20 protein-coding genes and 1 tRNA gene are annotated in these 19,435 nt (G+C 53.1%); 13 read left to right on the forward strand and 8 right to left on the reverse strand.

Going from position 1 to position 19,435, the window contains the following annotated elements:
* Window position 1: 1 nt before the first annotated feature.
* Window positions 2–721 (reverse strand): tRNA (guanosine(46)-N7)-methyltransferase TrmB, encoded by a 720-nt coding sequence (trmB, locus tag AB8809_RS18250; protein ID WP_012773573.1) that lies wholly within the window; start codon window positions 719–721, stop codon window positions 2–4.
* A gap of 165 nt (window positions 722–886) precedes the next feature.
* Between trmB and mutY the strand changes: the two genes are divergently transcribed.
* From mutY to AB8809_RS18270, 4 genes are all read left to right on the forward strand, one after another.
* Window positions 887–1,993: an A/G-specific adenine glycosylase gene (mutY, locus tag AB8809_RS18255; RefSeq protein WP_349855180.1), complete on the forward strand. Its 1,107-nt coding sequence runs from the start codon at window positions 887–889 to the stop codon at window positions 1,991–1,993.
* Entirely contained in the window at window positions 1,990–2,262 is a 273-nt protein-coding gene (locus AB8809_RS18260; protein WP_005975842.1) for an oxidative damage protection protein, read from the forward strand. The genes mutY and AB8809_RS18260 overlap by 4 nt, the downstream gene beginning before the upstream one ends.
* A gap of 52 nt (window positions 2,263–2,314) precedes the next feature.
* Window positions 2,315–3,388 (forward strand): membrane-bound lytic murein transglycosylase MltC, encoded by a 1,074-nt coding sequence (gene mltC, locus AB8809_RS18265; RefSeq protein WP_043881719.1) that lies wholly within the window; start codon window positions 2,315–2,317, stop codon window positions 3,386–3,388.
* A gap of 94 nt (window positions 3,389–3,482) precedes the next feature.
* A complete protein-coding gene (locus AB8809_RS18270; protein ID WP_349855181.1) occupies window positions 3,483–4,574 on the forward strand; it encodes a helix-turn-helix domain-containing protein in 1,092 nt (363 codons plus the stop codon).
* Here the strand turns inward: AB8809_RS18270 and AB8809_RS18275 are convergent.
* The 3 genes from AB8809_RS18275 to AB8809_RS18285 all read right to left on the reverse strand — a co-directional run bounded on the left by AB8809_RS18275 (window position 4,537) and on the right by AB8809_RS18285 (window position 7,866).
* Window positions 4,537–5,580 (reverse strand): alpha/beta fold hydrolase, encoded by a 1,044-nt coding sequence (locus tag AB8809_RS18275; RefSeq protein ID WP_349855183.1) that lies wholly within the window; start codon window positions 5,578–5,580, stop codon window positions 4,537–4,539. The genes AB8809_RS18270 and AB8809_RS18275 overlap by 38 nt on opposite strands.
* 215 nt (window positions 5,581–5,795) lie before the next feature.
* Window positions 5,796–6,629, reverse strand: a complete 834-nt coding sequence (locus tag AB8809_RS18280) for a phosphoenolpyruvate hydrolase family protein (RefSeq protein WP_012773568.1) — start codon at window positions 6,627–6,629, stop codon at window positions 5,796–5,798.
* 13 nt (window positions 6,630–6,642) lie between these two features.
* A complete protein-coding gene (locus tag AB8809_RS18285) occupies window positions 6,643–7,866 on the reverse strand; it encodes a Tm-1-like ATP-binding domain-containing protein (protein ID WP_349855184.1) in 1,224 nt (407 codons plus the stop codon).
* Between the two features lie 288 nt (window positions 7,867–8,154).
* Here AB8809_RS18285 and AB8809_RS18290 point away from each other — a divergent pair, with 288 nt between their 5' ends.
* From AB8809_RS18290 to ansP, 3 genes are all read left to right on the forward strand, one after another.
* On the forward strand, window positions 8,155–8,784 hold the full coding sequence (locus AB8809_RS18290; RefSeq protein WP_349855185.1) for a TetR/AcrR family transcriptional regulator: 630 nt from the start codon (window positions 8,155–8,157) through the stop codon (window positions 8,782–8,784).
* A 79-nt stretch (window positions 8,785–8,863) separates the two neighbouring features.
* Complete coding sequence (locus AB8809_RS18295) at window positions 8,864–9,604, forward strand: SDR family oxidoreductase (RefSeq protein WP_349855492.1); 741 nt, start codon at window positions 8,864–8,866, stop codon at window positions 9,602–9,604.
* A 316-nt stretch (window positions 9,605–9,920) separates the two neighbouring features.
* Window positions 9,921–11,372: an L-asparagine permease gene (ansP, locus tag AB8809_RS18300; protein WP_012773564.1), complete on the forward strand. Its 1,452-nt coding sequence runs from the start codon at window positions 9,921–9,923 to the stop codon at window positions 11,370–11,372.
* A 275-nt stretch (window positions 11,373–11,647) separates the two neighbouring features.
* On the opposite strand, the gene AB8809_RS18305 is transcribed toward ansP, so the two are convergent.
* Both AB8809_RS18305 and AB8809_RS18310 read right to left on the reverse strand, forming a co-directional pair.
* A complete protein-coding gene (locus AB8809_RS18305; RefSeq protein ID WP_349855186.1) occupies window positions 11,648–13,801 on the reverse strand; it encodes an ornithine decarboxylase in 2,154 nt (717 codons plus the stop codon).
* A 231-nt stretch (window positions 13,802–14,032) separates the two neighbouring features.
* Window positions 14,033–14,164, reverse strand: coding sequence for a hypothetical protein (locus AB8809_RS18310; protein WP_256553759.1), 132 nt, complete (start codon window positions 14,162–14,164; stop codon window positions 14,033–14,035).
* Between the two features lie 509 nt (window positions 14,165–14,673).
* Between AB8809_RS18310 and AB8809_RS18315 the strand changes: the two genes are divergently transcribed.
* Window positions 14,674–14,749, forward strand: a tRNA-Phe gene (locus AB8809_RS18315).
* A gap of 161 nt (window positions 14,750–14,910) precedes the next feature.
* Window positions 14,911–16,173, forward strand: a complete 1,263-nt coding sequence (locus AB8809_RS18320) for an integrase arm-type DNA-binding domain-containing protein (RefSeq protein ID WP_349855187.1) — start codon at window positions 14,911–14,913, stop codon at window positions 16,171–16,173.
* Between the two features lie 104 nt (window positions 16,174–16,277).
* On the opposite strand, the gene AB8809_RS18325 is transcribed toward AB8809_RS18320, so the two are convergent.
* A complete protein-coding gene (locus AB8809_RS18325; RefSeq protein ID WP_012773549.1) occupies window positions 16,278–16,472 on the reverse strand; it encodes a YlcI/YnfO family protein in 195 nt (64 codons plus the stop codon).
* 185 nt (window positions 16,473–16,657) lie between these two features.
* Between AB8809_RS18325 and AB8809_RS18330 the strand changes: the two genes are divergently transcribed.
* A complete protein-coding gene (locus AB8809_RS18330; protein ID WP_039504322.1) occupies window positions 16,658–16,999 on the forward strand; it encodes a hypothetical protein in 342 nt (113 codons plus the stop codon).
* Window positions 17,000–17,590: 591 nt separating this feature from the next.
* Here AB8809_RS18330 and AB8809_RS18335 read toward each other — a convergent pair.
* Window positions 17,591–17,761: a hypothetical protein gene (locus tag AB8809_RS18335; protein ID WP_182813316.1), complete on the reverse strand. Its 171-nt coding sequence runs from the start codon at window positions 17,759–17,761 to the stop codon at window positions 17,591–17,593.
* A gap of 141 nt (window positions 17,762–17,902) precedes the next feature.
* On the opposite strand from AB8809_RS18335, the gene mobC reads away from it, so the two are divergent.
* From mobC to ccdB, 3 genes are read left to right on the forward strand one after another with little or no spacing between them, the layout of a single operon-like run.
* Entirely contained in the window at window positions 17,903–18,646 is a 744-nt protein-coding gene (gene mobC / locus AB8809_RS18340) for a MobC family replication-relaxation protein (protein ID WP_349855188.1), read from the forward strand.
* A 58-nt stretch (window positions 18,647–18,704) separates the two neighbouring features.
* Window positions 18,705–18,923, forward strand: a complete 219-nt coding sequence (gene ccdA, locus AB8809_RS18345; RefSeq protein WP_015855076.1) for a type II toxin-antitoxin system antitoxin CcdA — start codon at window positions 18,705–18,707, stop codon at window positions 18,921–18,923.
* 2 nt (window positions 18,924–18,925) lie between these two features.
* Window positions 18,926–19,231, forward strand: coding sequence for a type II toxin-antitoxin system toxin CcdB (ccdB, locus tag AB8809_RS18350; RefSeq protein WP_349855189.1), 306 nt, complete (start codon window positions 18,926–18,928; stop codon window positions 19,229–19,231).
* Window positions 19,232–19,435: the final 204 nt, after the last annotated feature.

Genomic DNA, 19,435 nt, shown 5'->3' on the forward strand with positions numbered 1-19,435 from the left:
TTTATTTTATCCTCTCAAACATCAGATCCCATACGCCATGCCCCAAACGCTGGCCGCGTGCTTCAAATTTCGTCAGCGGTCGAGAATCCGGCCGCTCAACGTAGTCATTCTTATCGGAAAGGTTGCGGTACCCGGCGACAGACGTCATCACTTCGAGCATATGTTGCGCATAAGGTTCCCAATCTGTTGCCATGTGGAACACACCGCCGACTTTCAGCTTACTCTGTACCAGTTCGACGAAAGGCACCTGAACGATGCGACGTTTATTATGACGGGCTTTGTGCCACGGATCGGGGAAGAAGAGTTGAACCATGGACAGTGAACCATCGGGGATCATCTTCATCAGCACTTCGATCGCATCGTGACACATCACGCGCAGATTGCTGATTCCCGCCTCCTGTGCGGAAGCGAGGCACGCCCCCACGCCCGGCAGGTGAACTTCAATACCGAGGAAATTCTGCTCAGGATGCTGTGCCGCCATCGTCACCAGCGAGGCGCCCATCCCAAAACCAATTTCCAGCACCACTGGCGCGTCACGACCAAATAGCGCGTTAAAATCTACCTGTTCGGTCTGATATTCCACGCCCATCACCGGCCAGTAGTTATCCAGCGCCAGCTGTTGCCCGTTGGTCAAACGTCCCTGACGGCGGACAAAACTGCGGATACGACGCATCGGGCGTCCGTTTTCATCAAATTCCGGTGAAATGACGTTGTTAATCATAAAGAGTGCTTACTTGCTGTCCGATTTCGTTAAGGAAACGCGCATTATGCAAGGATACCGTGGTTTAGCAAGCCCACCGCCTCGGAAAGTTCCGGTTTACAGCACATTCACTCTGTGCTGGAATCGCTGTCAAACTTTTTACCTGTCGGATAGTGACCCCATTTTATGATGCAAGCGCAACAGTTCGCCCATCAGGTGCTGGACTGGTATCAACGCTATGGCCGCAAAACCCTGCCGTGGCAGCTTGAGAAAACTCCCTATAAAGTATGGCTATCCGAAGTGATGTTGCAACAAACGCAGGTCACCACGGTTATTCCCTATTTCCAACGCTTTATGGAACGTTTTCCAAACGTGAGCGCGCTGGCGGCAGCACCGCTGGACGAAGTGCTCCACTTATGGACCGGACTGGGCTACTACGCCCGTGCGCGCAACCTGCACAAAGCGGCCCAGACCATCGTGTCACGTCACGGCGGCGAATTCCCCACTACGTTTGATGAAGTCGCGGCGTTGCCGGGCGTCGGACGTTCCACCGCTGGCGCAGTGCTGTCACTCTCTCTCGGCCAGCATTACCCGATTCTCGACGGCAACGTGAAACGCGTGCTGGCACGCTGTTATGCCGTTGACGGCTGGCCGGGCAAGAAAGAGGTCGAAAAGAAGCTGTGGGCGCGGAGTGAAGAGGTCACGCCAGCCGAGGGGGTCAGCCAGTTTAATCAGGCGATGATGGATCTCGGTGCAATGGTCTGTACCCGCAGCCGCCCCAAGTGCGAGCTGTGCCCGCTCAACACCGGCTGTATTGCTTACGCCAACCACAGCTGGGGGCAATACCCCGGCAAGAAACCGAAGCAGACGCTGCCGGAGAAAACCGGCTGGTTCCTGTTGATGCAGCAAGGATCTCAGGTCTGGCTGCAACAGCGCCCTGCCGTGGGCCTGTGGGGCGGGTTATTTTGCTTCCCTCAGTTCAGTGAACGTCGGGAATTGGAACTCTGGATGCAACAACGTGGTCTGAATCCTGATGGATTGCAACAGCTTGTCGCGTTCCGCCATACATTTAGCCATTTTCATCTGGATATCGTTCCGCTCTGGCTGGACATATCGCAGAGCGATCGCTCACAAAACAGGTCCTGCATGGATGACGATGCGGGTCTCTGGTATAACTTAGCGCAGCCGCCGTCTGTCGGACTGGCCGCCCCGGTAGAACGCCTTCTGAGGGAGCTGGCTCACCCGCAGTCTACACATTTGAATGCCTGCGCAATTGATGAGGAAGAAGCATGAGCAGAACGATTTTTTGTACTTTTTTACAACGCGACGCCGAAGGGCAAGATTTCCAGCTTTATCCCGGCGATCTGGGCAAGCGCATCTATAACGAAATATCTAAAGAAGCCTGGGCGCAGTGGCAAACCAAGCAAACCATGCTGATCAACGAGAAAAAACTCAGCATGATGAATGTTGACGACCGTAAGCTGCTGGAACAGGAAATGATCAAATTCCTGTTTGAAGGGAAGGACGTACACATCGAAGGCTATACGCCTCCGAGCCACTGAGATGGCGGGCTTTCGGGCCCGCTTACGTCCCAATTCCGACACGGCTTGTTATATGAAGAAAATGTTAGCGCTGCTGGTCATTGCACCACTGCTGGTTTCCTGTTCGGGAAACAAAGGGAATACCAACGACGAAGAGTTTATCAAGGATACCAACGCCTTCGATATTTTGATGGGCCAGTTTGCCAACAACATCGAAAATATCTGGGGTATCAATGAAGTTCTGATCGCCGGCCCGAAAGACTACGTCAAATACACCGATCAATATCAGACACGTAGCCACATCAACTTTGATGCCGGTTCAATCACGATTGAAACCATTTCGGCGACCAATTCCGTCGCCAGCCTGCGCCAGGCGATTATCACCACCCTGCTGATGGGCGATGACGCCAGTAACACCGATCTGTATTCCGACGCTAATGATATTCAGATCAGCCGCGAACCGCTGCTGTATGGTCAGGTGCTGGATAACACCGGACAGCCGATCCGCTGGGAAGGCCGTGCCGCCAGCTTCGCGGATTATCTGCTCCAGAACCGTCTGCAAAAACGCACTTCCGGCCTGCACGTTATCTGGTCGGTCACGATGCAGCTTGTCCCTAACCATCTGGATAAGCGTGCACACAAATACCTGCCGCTGGTGCGAAAAGCCTCCGAGCGTTATGGCATTGAAGAGTCGCTGATTCTGGCGATTATGCAGACAGAGTCGAGCTTCAACCCCTACGCCGTCAGCCGTTCCGATGCGCTGGGTCTGATGCAGGTGGTACAGCACAGTGCGGGACGCGACGTCTTCAAGATGAAAGGGAAATGGGGACAGCCGAGCCGTAGTTACCTGTTCGATCCAGAACAAAATATCGACGCAGGTACCGCCTACCTGTCGATTCTGAAGAACAGTTATCTGGCCGGTATTGAAAACCCGACGTCGAAACGCTACGCCGTCATCACCGCGTATAACGGTGGCGCAGGCAGCGTGTTGCGCGTCTTCTCCAGCGACCGGGATCGCGCCGTGGGCATTATCAACAGTATGTCACCGAGCGATGTCTACCAAACGCTGACGACGAAACACCCGTCTGGTGAATCACGCCGCTACCTGTACAAAGTGAACACGGCGCAGAAAAATTATCGCCGCTAATTCACGCGCACCACAAAACACCGCACTACCGGGTTGATTCCGGTAGTGCGGCTTCATCAGACCAGATATCTACAATACATTTCTGAAGAACACGATGACCGCGATTCCCTTACCGTTTATCACCGCACTTCTGTTGGTTATTTTGTTTTTTCGCATCCGATTTCTGGATATTCAGCACAATCTTCCTGACAAGAACACCAAAAAACGCAATGCCAAGACGGAAGCGGTCTTCATCGGCGTGAGCTGTCTTGCTCTGACGCTGGTGGCATTACGCTGGGGTAGCCACATGGCTTTACCCCTGTTTATCCAACCTGCGATTGCCGCATCAATTCCGCCTCTGCTATGGCTTTGCCTTTTCCCCCGCAGCGAGAAGAAATCTGAGGATCTACCTCGCAGACGCGGCAGTTCTCTCGGGCATCTGTTACCACCTTTACTCATTCTTGGCGCAAACGCCGTCCAAAGCAGAACGTCCATTCCGCTCATCGATATAACGCTGGTGAGTATTTACTTCGTTTATGGAGTCGCGCTGATTTACACCGCCCGCCTTCTTCAAACACCAGCGTCTATGTGGAAACGCGCGCCGTTTATCGCCGGGCTGTATATGCTGCTCTCCGGCGCGATTGATATGGTGATTGCACTGGATATCGCGTTCTACAGCGGCAGCCGCGCGACGACCATCATCACCGCATTCCATCTTGTCATGCTGGCGATATTGACCCTGCTGATCGTCACACACCGTACGGTGCCGCTAGAGGGACTTGTCCCGCCAACTGACCCGAAACCCGAAGCACCGCCTGCCACCGAAGACGAACACCAGCTCGCAAAAGCGTTAGATGATTTCATCCGCACTCATGCGCTGTATACCGATCCGGGCATGACGCTTCAGCGTCTGAGTAGACGCATGGGCATACCGCTCCGACGCTTGTCCGAAACCATCAACCGCGTTCACGGTCGTAATTTTTCTCAGGTGATGAACGAATATCGCATCGAGGAGGCTAAGCGCCTCCTCAGTGAAACAGATGACCGAGTTACGGATATCATGCTGGCCAGCGGATTTCAGACCAAATCAAACTTCAACCGCGAATTTCTGCGGCTAACGGGAATGAGCCCCAGCGTCTGGCGTAGTCAGTACCCACTTCGGGAACAGGTTACGGCTTCCGCCACGCCGCCTGAAGAAACTCGCTGACATCTTTCGCGACTTCCTGATGGATCTGCTCACGCGAGCGTTCACCGCCGTCAAGACAGATCATGCCGTCTCCCGGGTTCTCGGCGTTGATAATCTCAACGGCACCCGGTTTACAACGCTGCATGAAGCTAAAATGCGTCGCGTCGGCAATTTCCTTATACGCTGAGTGCGCTGGCGGCAGCTTCCGCGCCAGATCGTGAGACTCCAGTTCGGCAGGCAGTTCTTCATTGGGATACCCCGCCGCCATGATCAAGACGGGAATATTGATTGCCGCCAGACTCTCTGCGGTAATTCCTCTCGCCAGCCCCATATCCAGGGAAATCACGGCGCTAATACGCGGATCCACCAGTGGTTTATCAAGCTGTGTACGCGATGCGGCATTTTTTGCAACCTGCATCTTTTCATAGACTTTACAGGACGCCAGCCCGGCGTGCGTCAGACAATCCTTCTCAAATTGCTCCGTACTAAAGCGCCCACCAGCAAGCTCAAGCACCGTCCATCCACCGAGTGAGTGACCGACAGCAGCGATCCGTTTCTCGTCAACTCGCCCCGTCTTTTCTGACGCAGCCAGTAATGCGGTGACAACGCGGCTGATGTCATGAGGACGTTGCCACAATTCCTGCGCCTTCTCGGTCCGCATATCTTTAGTGGTGGTTCCGGGATGATTAGGGGCAGCGACAATATAGCCTTGTTTAACCAACGCCTGTGCCAGCCAGAGTTGATTAAGCCAGTTCCCACCGTAACCGTGCGAAACCACAATCAAAGGATGTTCACCTGATTCAGGCGTGGCATTTTTACTCACCGTTATGCCGGGAAAGACGGCGTTTTCGCCAATGGTCGTCGCCTGCGATGATGACGAAACCGGATAAAAGACGGCGACGTCTAACGACCTGTTATTGCCCTCATCCGCTAACGTTATCTGTTGAAAGCCAATGCCAGTGTTTGCCAGAACGGCAAAGCTGAGTAGTAAATTAGTGACTAAACCTATCGTGATACGCCATGTCATACCTATTTCTCCGAAGTTTCTGCTTTGTGAAAAATAGCATGTATAACAATAGCTTTCTTCCCTGTGCGACCTAAAACGCTATTTAGTACCTTGCTGTAGTACACAAAAAACTGCGGCCAGCATGTGCTGGCCGTATTCCCTGATATTGGCGCAAAATTTACCCGTCGTTCTTCCCACTTCAAGAAGTCCATTAGGTATAGAACCAAAAAAGTCTATTAACGTTTAATTTTTTTAAATTGCTGTGTTGTAGCCGTTAACGCGGTTTCTGTCGGCAGCCGCTCCATTGAGCTGGCACCGTAAAAACCATCGCATTGCGGGCAGTGATCCATAATGAACTGTGCGTCCTGCGGTGTTGAAATCGGCCCGCCGTGGCACAGAACAATCACATCTTTACGTATCGCTTTCGCCTCATTCGCCCAGTGATTAATCAACGGAACGCAATCTGCAAGATTCAGTGCAGTTTCCGCCCCAATGTTGCCACCGGTGGTTAACCCCATGTGCGGCACAATAATGTCCGCCCCCGCTTTCGTCATCGCGACAGCGTCCTCCGCACTGAACACATAAGGTGTGGTCAGCATGTCTTTTTCATGTGCCAGACGAATCATGTCCACTTCCAACGCATACCCCATGCCGGTTTCTTCCAGGTTGGCGCGGAAATTACCGTCGATCAGCCCAACGGTTGGGAAGTTTTGCACGCCAGAGAAACCCAGCGCTTTCAGGTCATCCAGAAATTTATCAAACTGACAGAAAGGATCGGTGCCGTTCACACCCGCCAGCACTGGCGTATGTTTCACAACGGGCAGAACTTCTTTCGCCATATCCACGACAATCTCATTCGCGTTGCCGTAAGCTAACAGGCCAGCCAGAGAGCCTCTCCCCGCCATGCGATAGCGCCCGGAGTTGTAGATCACAATCAGATCGATACCGCCCGCTTCTTCACATTTTGCAGACAGCCCCGTTCCCGCGCCGCCCCCGATAATCGGCTCGCGGCGGGCGATCATTTCGCGGAATTTTGCCAGCAGTTCCTGACGATTCATGCCTGACTTCATACTTTTTCCCTTCTTATTTCACTAACGCCCGAAACGCATCGACAGCCGCATGGGCAAATAAAGGATCGTTAATATGGAAAGGCAGACGAATAATCTTTCGTCTTGCCGTTTGCTGCACGACGCTCTCCAGCGTGCTGATAAACACGTCACGCGCTTCCGGATGCCAGAATGCTTGTTCCGGCGCATCCAGCGCAGAGAAGCCGCCTTCGGGGATCAGGAAGCGCACTTCGCCTTCACAGCGGTTAAGCTTCTCCCCAATCCAGCGCGCCATCGCGATATTCTCGTCTATTGTGGTACGCATCAGAGTGACCTGTGCGTTGTGGTTGTAGAACAGACGATGCGCGTATTTCTCCGGTATGCTGGCGGGGGCGCCAAAATTCACCATGTCCAGCGCCCCGCAGGATGCCACGTAAGGCACCCGCGTCTTGGCTATCGCGTCAAACCGTTCCGGCCCGCAGGCCAGCACGCCATCAAACAGTAAATCACACACTTCCGTCGTCGTGAGATCGAGCACGCCAGTGAGCAAATGGCTGTCCACCAGCTTTTCCATCGCTTTCCCGCCGCTGCCCGTCGCATGAAAAACCAGACAGTCAAACTCCGCTTCCAGCAATGCACTGGCTTCCTGAATGCACGGCGTCGTTACGCCAAACATGGTCAAGCCAATCGCGGGCTTATCTTCATGATGTTCCTGAATATGAAACTTCACAGCGCCGGCGATCTGGTGCGCCGCGTTGCCAAGAACCTGACGAGAAATGCGGTTCAGACCCGCTACATCAGTAACGGAATACATCATGCTGATGTCGCTGGCACCGATGTAGCCGGAGATATCGCCGGAAGCCATCGTCGACACCATCAGTTTCGGCATGCCAATCGGTAATGCCTGCATCGCGGGCGTGATCAACGCCGTACCGCCGGAGCCGCCCAGCCCGATTACCCCGGCAATATCATCGCGGGACAACATAAAGTGCTCAAACGCAACGGCCATGGCACCAATTGCCTGACCTCTGTCATGGCAAAACACGGCTGATGCGCCCTGTGGGTGGTACGATGCCACCGTTTCTGCGCTGATATCTATCGTCTCTGACACCCGAGCATCCGTTGACGGACGTGTCGTTGACAGATCGACCGTGACGGTTTTCAAGCCTGTCGCGGCAATCAGATCGCGAACGTAAATCTGTTCTTTCCCTTTAGTATCAGCTGTACTTGCAATATAAACGCTGCCAACTTTACTTCCCACTTGGTCTCCCTCCTACCATTAGTGAAACGATTAACAGATTGATATAAATAACAATTACAAGAAACCAAAAACAGATAAGATTAATTTGTCGCCATATTGAGACTTGAGTATCAGAAAGACAAATCATTAAACACCCAAATGAGACAAAAGTCTCAAAATGTTATGTACGGCATTACATTAACAGTAAGAAAGCTTGACGTGGCACAAGAATCACTCAATTTGCTATAGTTCTGGCGATAACGCCGTGCTGCCCGATAGCTTCCGGCCCGAAAATTCAATGAGGTCTATGTGATTGAACGGGATGAAAAACTGACATCAACACGGGCGAAAACCCGTCGTTTATTGATTGATACCGCCATGAATATGTTCGACCAAGGCATATTCCCCTCCATTACCGATGTTGCCGCTGCGGCTCAGCTTTCACGCGCGACGGCTTATCGTTATTTTCCGACGCAAAGTGCGTTAGTCTCCGCCGTGGTCGGCGAAAGCCTCGGCCCCATTCTGGCGTGGCACCCGACACAGCCAGACGCCAGAGAACGCGTTGCCGAACTGCTGCATTTTGCTTACCCCAGGATGCTGGAACATGAAGGCGCGCTGCGTGCCGCCTTGCATCTGTCACTGCAACAATGGGCCGACCGCCGTTCTAATCGCCTCCACACGGATACGCTGACGCGTGGCAATCGTAAACGTCTGCTCAAGATTGCAACTGAACCGCTGGAAGGGAAAATCACGCCGGAAGCACAACAGCGGGTGATTTATGCCTTATCCCTCATTTACGGTTCCGAGGTTTTTCTGGTGCTGAAAGATATCTGGCATCTGGAAGAAGACAGTATTCAGGATGTGACGCAGTGGGTCGCCAAAGCCATTTTACGGCAGGCTGAAGAGGATGCCGCGCAGGCCAATTCACCCAAAACCTAATGAATACACTCACGCTGCATCCCGCCATGTGGCTGGATGCGCAGCAATGGAAGAACACACGTTGCCAAGGGAACACATGATGCTGAAAGGTAGACGCGCGATTGTCACGGGCGGTGGCCGCGATTTTGGACAAGCGGTATCCGTCTGGCTGGCTCGCGAAGGGGTAAAGGTCGATCTTTGCGCCCGCAAACTGGACGATGCGCAGGCCAGCGTAGACATCATTCATCAGGAGGGCGGCACAGCTCGCGCCTATCAGTGCGATATCGCCAATCCTGATTCGGTCAGGGATTTTTCCGCACAACTGCTGGAAGACAGCACGCCCGTCGATATTCTGGTGCTAAGCGCCGCACAATGGCTGGAAGGCGCGTTGGGGGAAGAAGACACCGATACGGATATCGTCAGCACCATCAACTCCGGCCTGACCGGATCTATCCTGCTCACCAAAGCGCTATTGCCGAGCTTACGCCGTTCACCAAGCGCCGATATTCTGGCGATGATTTCGGTCTGCGGCCTACCGCAGTTCCACGATTCTATCGCTCACCCTGCGTTCTTTGCTGCCAAGCACGGCATGAGCGGCTTTAGCCAGAATCTGGCGCACCATGTCGCACAGGAAAACATTCGCGTGACAGGGTTTTATCCGCCAGATTTCGAAGTCACCGGCCTGGATGACTATCCAACTAGCGAGGAAAAAATGGGCGAGCACCTGCTGAATGCCCGCTCGATATGGGAAGCGATGCGTTTCGTACTCATCCAGCCGCGCAGTTGCCATATCAACGCCATCCATTTTCAAGGACCAACGCGCGCAGATGTCGGCGCGTAAACTGTTGCTTTTTTTTGCTTTTCCCGTCCCGGTCTTGCTCGCCTAACCGGGGCGGTAATATTTCCCGTCTGATGCCCCGCCCCCCACACCATCACGCTCTGACACACTTTCCCTTTATCCATTTTTTGCCACAGCACACAGGAAAAGGTAGCATCGCTGCCGTTGTTTTCTGCCATGCGGCTTACCACGCGCAACGCACCGAAGGGTGGCGGACATAAAAAATGTCGCAGGCGAAAACATAATTTCTTGAATTTGAAATAATAATAGTGAACGCATCGCCACAGGGTGCGTGACAGACAGGAAAATACCAACATCAATGACACAACATTCCTCCCCTCATAGCGAGCATCATGCCGCCGGGCAACGCCTCCACGAAAAGGGTTATCACCAAAGTATCGGCAACCGCCACGTACAGATGATCGCGATCGGCGGCTCTATCGGCACCGGGTTATTTCTTGGCGCGGGTGCGCGTCTGCAAATGGCTGGGCCCGCGCTGGCGCTGGTCTATCTGGTTTGCGGTATCTTCTCTTTTTTCATCCTACGTGCTCTGGGTGAGCTGATCGTTCATCGCCCCACCAGCGGTAGCTTCGTCTCGTATTCACGCGAGTTTCTGGGTGAAAAGGCCTCCTACGTGGCTGGCTGGATGTACTTCCTCAACTGGGCGATGACCGGGATTGTCGACATCACCGCCGTCGCGCTCTACATGCACTACTGGGGCACCTTTGCCGATGTCCCGCAGTGGCTGTTCGCGCTGGGTGCGTTATCCATCGTCACGCTGATGAACCTGATTGGCGTGAAGTGGTTTGCCGAAATGGAGTTCTGGTTCGCGCTAATTAAGGTTGCGGCCATCGCCATTTTTCTGGTGGTCGGTACGGTCTATCTTGGCACGGGCAGTCCGCTGGACGGCAACACACCCGGCCTGCACCTGATTACCGATAACGGCGGCCTGTTCCCACACGGTATTCTGCCCGCGCTGGTGCTGGTTCAGGGGGTGATATTTGCCTTTGCCGGCATCGAGATCATCGGGACAACCGCAGGCGAATGTAAAGACCCGGAGAAAGTGCTGCCGAAAGCGGTCAACAGCGTCATCTGGCGTATCGGCCTGTTCTACGTCGGTTCTGTCGCGCTGTTGGTCTGCCTGCTGCCGTGGAACGCTTATCAGGCGGGACAAAGCCCGTTCGTCACCTTCTTCAGCAAGCTGGGCGTGCCCTATATCGGCACGATCATGAATATCGTGGTGCTGTCCGCCGCGCTGTCCAGCCTGAACTCCGGCTTGTACTCGACGGGGCGCATCCTGCGCTCGCTGTCGCTGGGTGGCTCGGCACCCGCGTTCCTGTCGAAAATGAGCACGCAGTCTGTGCCCTATACCGGTATTTTGGTCACGGTCGGCATCCACATTATCGGTGTGGTGCTGAACTACGTGGTGCCTTCGCAGGTGTTCGAGATCGTTCTGAATATCGCTTCGCTCGGCATTATCTGTTCCTGGGCGTTCATCATTCTGTGCCAAATGCAGCTGCGCAAAGCGATTCGTCAGGGGAAAGCCAAACCGGTGGCATTCAAAATGCCCGGTGCGCCCGTGACATCGTGGCTGACACTGGCTTTTCTGGTAAGCGTGTTAGGATTGATGGCGTTTGATTACCCGAACGGCACCTGGACGATTGCGACGATTCCGGTATTGACGATCATGCTAATTATCGGCTGGCGCGGGCTGAAAAAGCAGCGTGAAGCCGTGGCGCTCGCCGACCAGCAGGAATCCAGCCTGCGTTAAGACAGAAAAAACTCAGGCTCGTTTCCGAGCCTGAGTTTGAGGTTACTGACAAAGTCCGTAGAGCGGTAGTAACGGATAGATCGTAAAGACGCTGTGAATACGTCCATGTACGCTCGGCTTGCGCAGATATGAATCTCATCCCTGAGATTCACCCTTTCAGGGCCGTCGCAAGCGACGTTCAAAAACGTTCCTGACGTTTTTGTCCCTGGCGCAAACGCTTTACTCTTCTATTCCGTTACTCCCGTTTTCATTCGGTAAATAGGCTATAAATGTAATTACTGTTCTACTACGTAACCGTACAGGCGCTTGCTGCCATCTTCTTCCGCGACGCTATAGACGCCCTGCAATTCAGGGGAGAAGCCCGGCAGCAGGTTAATGCCCGCTTCCAGCGCCAGAAAATAGCGCTGTACCGCCCCGCCCCAGGTTTCCCCCGGCACGACGCACAGCACGCCCGGCGGATATGGCAATGCGCCTTCTGCCGCGATACGCCCTTCTGCTTCAGCAATAGGAACCAGTTCGATATTCCCGCGCACAAACTCTCTGTTGGCATCCTGTGGCAGCATCACCACGGACGGAAACTCGGTTTTGCGGAACATCGCTTTTTGCAGATCTTTCACGTTGTGCTGAGCGTAAAAATCATGCATTTCCTGACACAGCCGACGCAGTCGGTAACCGCGGTAGCGCTCTTTGTATTTCTGATACAGGCTGGGCAGCACTTCACTCAACGGCGCATCGCGGGCAATCAACGTCTCGAAGTGCACCAGCGCATTCACCAGTTCCTGCATTTTTGCAGCGTCTTCCGCTGGCGTTAGCAGGAACAGGATCGAGTTCATATCGCATTTTTCCGGGATAATGCCGTGCTCGCGCAGGTAGTTAGCCAGAATCGTCGCCGGAATACCAAATTCGGTATAATCGCCGCTAATCGCATCAATACCCGGCGTGGTCAGCAGTAATTTGCAAGGATCGATAAAGTACTGATCCTCGGCGTACCCTTCGAATGCGTGCCATTTCTCGCCCGGCTCAAAGTTGAAGAAGCGCACGTCCTGCGCGATCGTCTCCGTATCGTGATCCTGCCAGAGCGCGCCGCCTACCGTCACCGGTACAAACGGTTTGATGAGCGAACAGCTCGTCAGCAGCTGCTTACGCGCCTCAATGCCCAGCTTCACGCAGTCCATCCACATCCGACGCCCGCTTGCCCCTTCGTGCATTTTGGCATTGATATCCAATGCCGCGAACAGCGGGTAAAACGGACTGGTTGAGGCGTGCAGCATAAAGGCGTTATTCAGCTGTTTATGGTTGCAGAAACGGCGCTGGCCTTTGATGTGCGTATCTTTCTTGTGGATCTGCGAGGTCTGCGAGAAGCCCGCCTGCTGCTTATGCACCGACTGAGTGACAAAGATGCCCGGATCGTTCTCATTCAGATCCAGCAACAGCGGCGAGCACTGCTCCATCATCGGGATAAACTGTTCATAGCCGACCCAGGCGGAGTCAAACAGAATGTAGTCGCACAGGTGCCCGATGCTATCGACAACCTGACGCGCGTTATAAATGGTGCCGTCATAGGTGCCGAGCTGGATGACGGCCAGACGGAACGGACGCGGCTCGTTGGCACGCTCCGGCGCGACTTCCGCGATCAGCTTGCGCAGATAGGCTTCATCAAAACAGTGGGCATCCACACCACCGATAAAACCGAACGGGTTGCGCACGGTTTCCAGATAGACTGGCGTCGCGCCCGCCTGAACCAGCGCGCCGTGATGGTTGGATTTATGGTTGTTGCGGTCAAACAGCACCAGATCGCCACGCGCCAGCAGCGCGTTCGTCACTACTTTGTTCGCAGAGGACGTGCCGTTCAACACGAAATAGGTTTTATCCGCGTTAAACACACGCGCAGCATGCTTCTGCGCCTTCTTCGCCGCCCCTTCGTGAATCAACAAATCGCCTAGCTTGACGTCAGCGTTACAGATGTCCGAACGAAACACGTTCTCACCGTAAAACTCAAAAAACTGACGCCCCGCCGGGTGCTTGCGAAAGAACTGGCCGCCCTGATGCCCCGGACAGGCAAACGTCGTGTTTTTCATGTTGACGTATTTGGTCAGCGTATCGAAAAACGGCGGCAACAGGGTATCCTGATAGGCTTTCGCCGCTCGCTCCAGCACGTTGGCGTGCTCACCCTCGTCATCAAGAACCAGCCATTCGCTGCCCGCAGGCAGAACATCCAGTTCTTTATCTTCATCAGGCTCTTCGACAAACGCCGGGATACTAAAGCCAGTGTGCTGCAATATCGACAGAATACCGCTACGGGCTTCTTCAATCGAAACCACGACCGCCGCCACATCGGTGAAGTCGGTCTGACTCAACGCGACAATCTCGCGCGTTGTGATTAAACGGGTGGCAACCGCTGCATTCGCCGCAATTTTTAACTGTTTCATGTAACCAAACCCAAACGGTTAAGGGTAAGTGTACGTGCCTGGAAGACACCGTTCAGGGATAACAATCCCGACCAATCACAATGCCAATCAATAACGACAAGCGTATGATCCCTACAGGTCAACTGTAGGCCAAGAATGGAAAAACTGGAGCCAGCACCATCCGATAGACATCAGTAAAAGCAGAGGCGTACTCTATTTTTACTCATGCCTAACAGTGAGCGAACGAACGCCTCACCGCATGGTGAAGGAGGATAATCGACAGGAAGAAAAGTAAACCGCGCAGCGGTGGAAAGAAGAAACACGCAGTGACGTCATCAGCGAGCTGGCGCGAGCGTTTTGCACCATGAGCAATGAATCTGACATATCGGCGATCCTCTTTAGCTATACGCTAACTACGCTTAAAGGGGCGTTCAGGTGAACGAGACGTTAAAAAACCGCGCAATAGTGGCATTATTCTTCATCAAATTCAACAATCCAGCCCGCACTCAACGCGGTAAAAAGTGCAACGAAACATGCCGAGCGTATACGGGAAGAAACGTTACCACGCTATACCCTAAATAATTCGAGTTTCAGGACAAAAACGACGAGGCGTTTTTGAACAGCGCTTGCGCTGATCCCGAAGGGATGAGGCCTAAGGCCGAATAACGCGGCAAGGGAAGGAGTCCCGATGAGCTTACTCAGGTAAGTGATTCGGGTGACTGAGCGAAGCCAACGCACATGCAACTTGAAGTATGACGGGTATAAGCGTGCTGAAAGGATCGCCAGAAACTGGCTAGCAAATAATACAATTGCCTGAAAATAGCGCAGGCGCTCCGCTTTGTGACAGAAACCCGTTGACGCCACGCGGCCAATACGGTTTAATGCGCCCCGTTGCCCGGATAGCTCAGTCGGTAGAGCAGAGGATTGAAAATCCTCGTGTCCTTGGTTCGATTCCGAGTCCGGGCACCACCTTTCCTTTTTTATGCTTCCTTATCAATCCCTATGTTGTTGTGATTCAATAAGTTGGCGTAAAAATCTTTTCCGATGCGTTTTGATTTATCCCTTCGTATCGGGGAATTTGTGGGTCAGATTGCGGGTCATTCAGTTCGATGAACGGGAGTGACCCTCACATGTTAACTGACAGCAAAATCCGATCCGCGAAACCTCTCGCAAAATCTTACAAACTCACTGACTCGCAAGGCCTGTACCTCACGGTATCCACCAGCGGCGCTAAGCTATGGTATTTCCGCTATCGTTTCGGCGGTAAAGAAAGCCGTCTGGCCTTTGGCCCCTATCCTCAGACTACGCTGGCGGAAGCCCGTGAAAAGCGCGATGCGGCACGTAAGCTACTGGCATCCGGCATCAGCCCTTCTCAGCTTCGCAAAACGAACAATCCTGCCGTTGAGGAATCCCACACCTTTCAGTATGTCGCGACAGCATGGCACACCAGCAGCCTCAAGCTCTGGTCGGACGCGCACGCCGATAAAATCCTCATCTGCCTGAAACGCTACGTTTTCCCCGCCATTGGTGCAATGGATATCGCTCAGGTCGAAACCCGCCATCTGGCACAGTTGGTTAAGGCCATTGACGACAAAGGCGTGCATGACGTCGCCGGACGGGTGCGCCAGCATCTGACCAAAATCATGCGCCACGCCGTCCAGCAGGGCGTCATCAAATACAATCCGGCTTACGATTTAGATGGCGTCGTGACCCCGGTCGTGACCCAACATCACCCCGCCCTGCCGCTGAAACGCCTGCCTGAACTGCTGGGGAAGATGGAGAACTACAAAGGCCGAATTCTGACCCGTCTTGCGCTGGAGCTGAATCTGCATGTTTTCCTGCGCTCCAGTGAACTCCGTTTTGCCCGCTGGGATGAATTCAATCTGAAAGCGCATATCTGGAGCGTGCCCGCCCAACGTGAAGCGGTAAACGGCGTGCGATTCTCAGAGCGTGGCGCAAAAATGAAGGATGAACATCTGGTGCCGCTGTCACGGCAGGCGGTCACCCTGCTGAAACAGATTCAGGTGATTTCCGGCGAATCGGTCTTCGTTTTTCCGGGCGCACATACCCTGAACAAGCCGATGAGTGAAAACACCATCAACAAGGCGCTGCGCGTGATTGGTTATGACACCAAAACCGAGGTATGCGGCCACGGTTTCAGAACCATGGCCTGTAGCGCCCTGAACGAGTCCGGACGCTGGTCAAAGGATGCCATTGAGCGGCAGATGAGTCACAAAGAACGCAACGGCGTGCGGGCGGCTTACGTGCATAAAGCCGAGCATCTGGAAGCCAGAATCGAGATGATGCAATGGTGGTCGGATTATCTGGACGTTAACCGCGACGGCTACGTCGCACCGTATATTTATGCACGAAGTTACAGAAGAGAAGATTGATTGCGGCTAACGCGCTGCGCTTGTTGGCTCCTGACGGGCTTTCTATGTGATAGAAAACCCGTCAGGAGCGTTGTCTTAAAATCATTCGAGCATTCGCTTACCCGTTAGGGTTTCACTGGCTTATCGCGCTTTGGCGCTGCCAATTTCCGGTTGCAAGCATCCAGAACCCAGGCTGAGAAATTAGCATCGGGATCTTCCGCTTTCTCCTGCGCAACGCTGGCGTTTATTTCTTCGATAAGCTCATGCGGGAAGCGAATTCCCTTTGTGGTCGAACGCTTGTTTTTAGAACCTGTAGGCATGCCGTTTTCCTTTCTCGCTGAACGCACACTATACAAGGAAAAATATTTTTAAACACGTTGACGTGTATGTGCACCTAGCGTTAAGGTGTATGAACACCAAGAGAAAGTTCATGGTGAAAAACGAAACCCGGCAGTGCGCTAACACTAACCGGGCTTCTGACCACAACATTATGAGGACTAATGCTATGGCTGACACCAATAGTAACACGGGCTCGTCTTATCAATCACTGCCGGATTACGAGAACCGTTACTCCGCCATGAGTGCCGCGCTGGCGCGTCTGGACTTTTCACATATGGACACTGACGAACTCTCGCGGGTCACAGAATATTGCGCCGAAACGCAGGCCGGGCTTTGCCATTGCCTGAATTTCATTGGTGATGCGCTGATTACCTTTGCCGATAACGACGTGTGTGAATCGACGCCAGAAAGCTTGTGCCAGTTGGGACACGGGTTAACCGCAATCAGTTTACTCATCCCTGCCCTTACCGATATGCACAAACACGCACATTCACTTACCGCCAGATAGCCATCTGAATATAGCCTGCCTGATTAAAGCTCTGCCGTTAGGTCAGGGCTTTTTTGCTTTCGTGGCTGAATAACAATAATTCTTCCCATCCGATATTGAGTTGTTTGCAGGCATCTTCCCCTTTTCCCGATAGCCTTCCCTATCGGCTGATTTCAGTGGGGAGGAGACATGCCAGCACGTTTTATTTTCGCAACGCTGACAGCGCTCAACAGGCCATCCAGGCACGACGAAGGACGCGACGGGTTTAGGCGGGTGAAGGCCTGCGCCTCGCGGGCATTCACCTGTGGCGTGAGGCGAGTAAATTCAATTTCGCAGAAATTGCTAATTTGCGTCGCCCGAACCCACCGGCGAGCGTTTCCCCCAAGGGAAACCGAGCAGGCCGGGGGGAGCCGAATAAATTTTGCCGCCCCAGCGAGCAAAAAGACGCGCCCACGCGTCGGTTTATTTGGGGGGCTTCAGCCCCGCACACCGTCGTGGCTAAGTCTCCGGCCACAAGCCGGTAGCGAGGCGCGACTACCCTCTTTGAAGGCGTTTTCCCATTTTTTCGCTGGCCGGCACGGGCAAAAGAAAAAGTGGGCTAAAAACGGCGTCTCAAAGGGGGTAGTCGCGCGTAGCGTGCGACGGTGTGCCGCCGTTGACGTTGGGGGTTTTGGCGTGGCGTCCAGCCGCGACATTACCCCCATGCGACAGGCAATAAGGGCGTCCAGCCCGCATGAACTGGCGCACGCCGTTCTGTGCCGGGAAATGTATTTTCCGGCGCATGACCGCATCGCGGTCACCTCTTTATCCCCACAAGATCGCCTCATGACGTCGACTCATGCCAGTGGGCGAAGGTATTCCCCCATGCGATGAGGCGATAAAACCGAAAGAGCGAACACCCCAGTAAAATGCGAAGGAGGAACCATGCTGATTTCTGATTACCGTGAACGCCGGGCGCGTAGTCACGAAAAAATGCGACGTCTGCTCACCTTTCTGAAAGAAGAAACCTACAGCGATTTTAAAACCCTGATGCTGCTTTTTGATTATAAAAATCACAAGCCGCTGTATCTGTTGCTGGCAAAAGCCATCGACATGGGATTCATTCAAAAACAGACGTTTTGCACAAGAATGGAAAAAATCTCACTATGGGGGATCACCAACGACGGATTATCCGTTGTCATCACACCCCATGAGGATGGCTTTCCTGCACGGTTTGAGCCCTCGAAAGTCACTTGCTGGACGCTGATGCAGCACCTTGATCGTCAGCTAGCACGGCTCCTTCTTGAGAAGAAAGGCGCTTATGGGTGGATCAGCGGCGCTGATTCAACATTCCGCAGCCGCTATGAGATATCTCATCGCCCGGCCGGGGTGATAACGTTACCAGACGGAACCGTTATCGCCGTTGAGACTGAACGCCATCTGAAAACCAAGGCACGTTATCAGGCGATTATCACCCAGCATTTGATAACTCGTACTCAAAAACTTTGGATGTACGTCTTCTATATCATGCCTGATCCGCAGAAAAAGCGGGCTATCGAACTACTATTAAATAGTATCAAACACGCCATCGTGAACCATCAGCATATCCCGCTGGAAGCGAAGCACCGCAATGTTTTTCGGGTTTATACGGTTGAGGAACTTAAACGGTTAGCGTTAAATTTTGACTAATTGCTGAACAACCACGTGGAGTATATACTCAAAGTATGCACACGAGAGGAGCACTATCATGAAACACCGCGTCAGCGTTACCGTGGACAAAGACAATTATCAGGTTCTGAGTGCTGCCGGAGTCAATATTTCCGGGCTGGTGAATGACGCCATTGGCAAAGAAGCCCGCCGCATCAAGGCTGAGGAGTGGAAGAAGGAAAACCGAGAAGGGATGGAAGAAGTCGCCCGATTTATCGCGCAGAATGGCTCCTTTGCAGATGAAAACAGGAATTGGTGATCATGCAATTCATTGTTTATCAATACAAACGCGCCAGTCACTACAAAATGTTTGTCGATGTGCAGAGTGATATTGTCGAGACACCGAAGCGGCGCATGGTCATTCCACTTATCGAATCGCATCATCTGTCTGAGAAAGTGAATAAGATGTTGTTCCCTCTGCTTCGCATCGATGGCGAAGATTATCGGTTGATGACCACTGAACTATCGAGCGTACCTGTTGAGGTCATTGGTGAGACCATCGCGGATCTTGGCGACTATGCGGATGAGATTAAGGATGCTATTAATCTTATGTTCTGGGGGATTTAAGAGAAGTTCAGCGTGTTCGCATTGAGCTTTACGTTTAGCGCCCCTTGACTGAGCATTACTAGCGTTCCAGAAATTCACTGAAATTTAATGACTTGGCTATGAGCTAACACCATTACCCCGCATTTTTGATGGATGCCACCTTATTGACATATTTACTCATGGATATCTGGATAAAAACCAACTTTCTATTCAATCCGGTGCGTG

This window comes from Pectobacterium aroidearum (assembly GCF_041228105.1).
In the GTDB taxonomy this organism is placed as follows: domain Bacteria; phylum Pseudomonadota; class Gammaproteobacteria; order Enterobacterales; family Enterobacteriaceae; genus Pectobacterium; species Pectobacterium aroidearum.

What these genes read in the sequence shown, in the direction of transcription:
- trmB (WP_012773573.1), bottom strand. Translation starts at nt 721, where the DNA reads ATGATTAACAACGTCATTTCACCGGAATTTGATGAAAACGGACGCCCG.
- mutY (WP_349855180.1), top strand. Translation starts at nt 887, where the DNA reads ATGATGCAAGCGCAACAGTTCGCCCATCAGGTGCTGGACTGGTATCAA.
- AB8809_RS18260 (WP_005975842.1), top strand. Translation starts at nt 1,990, where the DNA reads ATGAGCAGAACGATTTTTTGTACTTTTTTACAACGCGACGCCGAAGGG.
- mltC (WP_043881719.1), top strand. Translation starts at nt 2,315, where the DNA reads ATGAAGAAAATGTTAGCGCTGCTGGTCATTGCACCACTGCTGGTTTCC.
- AB8809_RS18270 (WP_349855181.1), top strand. Translation starts at nt 3,483, where the DNA reads ATGACCGCGATTCCCTTACCGTTTATCACCGCACTTCTGTTGGTTATT.
- AB8809_RS18275 (WP_349855183.1), bottom strand. Translation starts at nt 5,580, where the DNA reads ATGACATGGCGTATCACGATAGGTTTAGTCACTAATTTACTACTCAGC.
- AB8809_RS18280 (WP_012773568.1), bottom strand. Translation starts at nt 6,629, where the DNA reads ATGAAGTCAGGCATGAATCGTCAGGAACTGCTGGCAAAATTCCGCGAA.
- AB8809_RS18295 (WP_349855492.1), top strand. Translation starts at nt 8,864, where the DNA reads ATGCTGAAAGGTAGACGCGCGATTGTCACGGGCGGTGGCCGCGATTTT.
- ansP (WP_012773564.1), top strand. Translation starts at nt 9,921, where the DNA reads ATGACACAACATTCCTCCCCTCATAGCGAGCATCATGCCGCCGGGCAA.
- AB8809_RS18305 (WP_349855186.1), bottom strand. Translation starts at nt 13,801, where the DNA reads ATGAAACAGTTAAAAATTGCGGCGAATGCAGCGGTTGCCACCCGTTTA.
- AB8809_RS18310 (WP_256553759.1), bottom strand. Translation starts at nt 14,164, where the DNA reads ATGTCAGATTCATTGCTCATGGTGCAAAACGCTCGCGCCAGCTCGCTG.
- AB8809_RS18320 (WP_349855187.1), top strand. Translation starts at nt 14,911, where the DNA reads ATGTTAACTGACAGCAAAATCCGATCCGCGAAACCTCTCGCAAAATCT.
- AB8809_RS18325 (WP_012773549.1), bottom strand. Translation starts at nt 16,472, where the DNA reads ATGCCTACAGGTTCTAAAAACAAGCGTTCGACCACAAAGGGAATTCGC.
- AB8809_RS18330 (WP_039504322.1), top strand. Translation starts at nt 16,658, where the DNA reads ATGGCTGACACCAATAGTAACACGGGCTCGTCTTATCAATCACTGCCG.
- AB8809_RS18335 (WP_182813316.1), bottom strand. Translation starts at nt 17,761, where the DNA reads ATGCGCCGGAAAATACATTTCCCGGCACAGAACGGCGTGCGCCAGTTC.
- mobC (WP_349855188.1), top strand. Translation starts at nt 17,903, where the DNA reads ATGCTGATTTCTGATTACCGTGAACGCCGGGCGCGTAGTCACGAAAAA.
- ccdA (WP_015855076.1), top strand. Translation starts at nt 18,705, where the DNA reads ATGAAACACCGCGTCAGCGTTACCGTGGACAAAGACAATTATCAGGTT.
- ccdB (WP_349855189.1), top strand. Translation starts at nt 18,926, where the DNA reads ATGCAATTCATTGTTTATCAATACAAACGCGCCAGTCACTACAAAATG.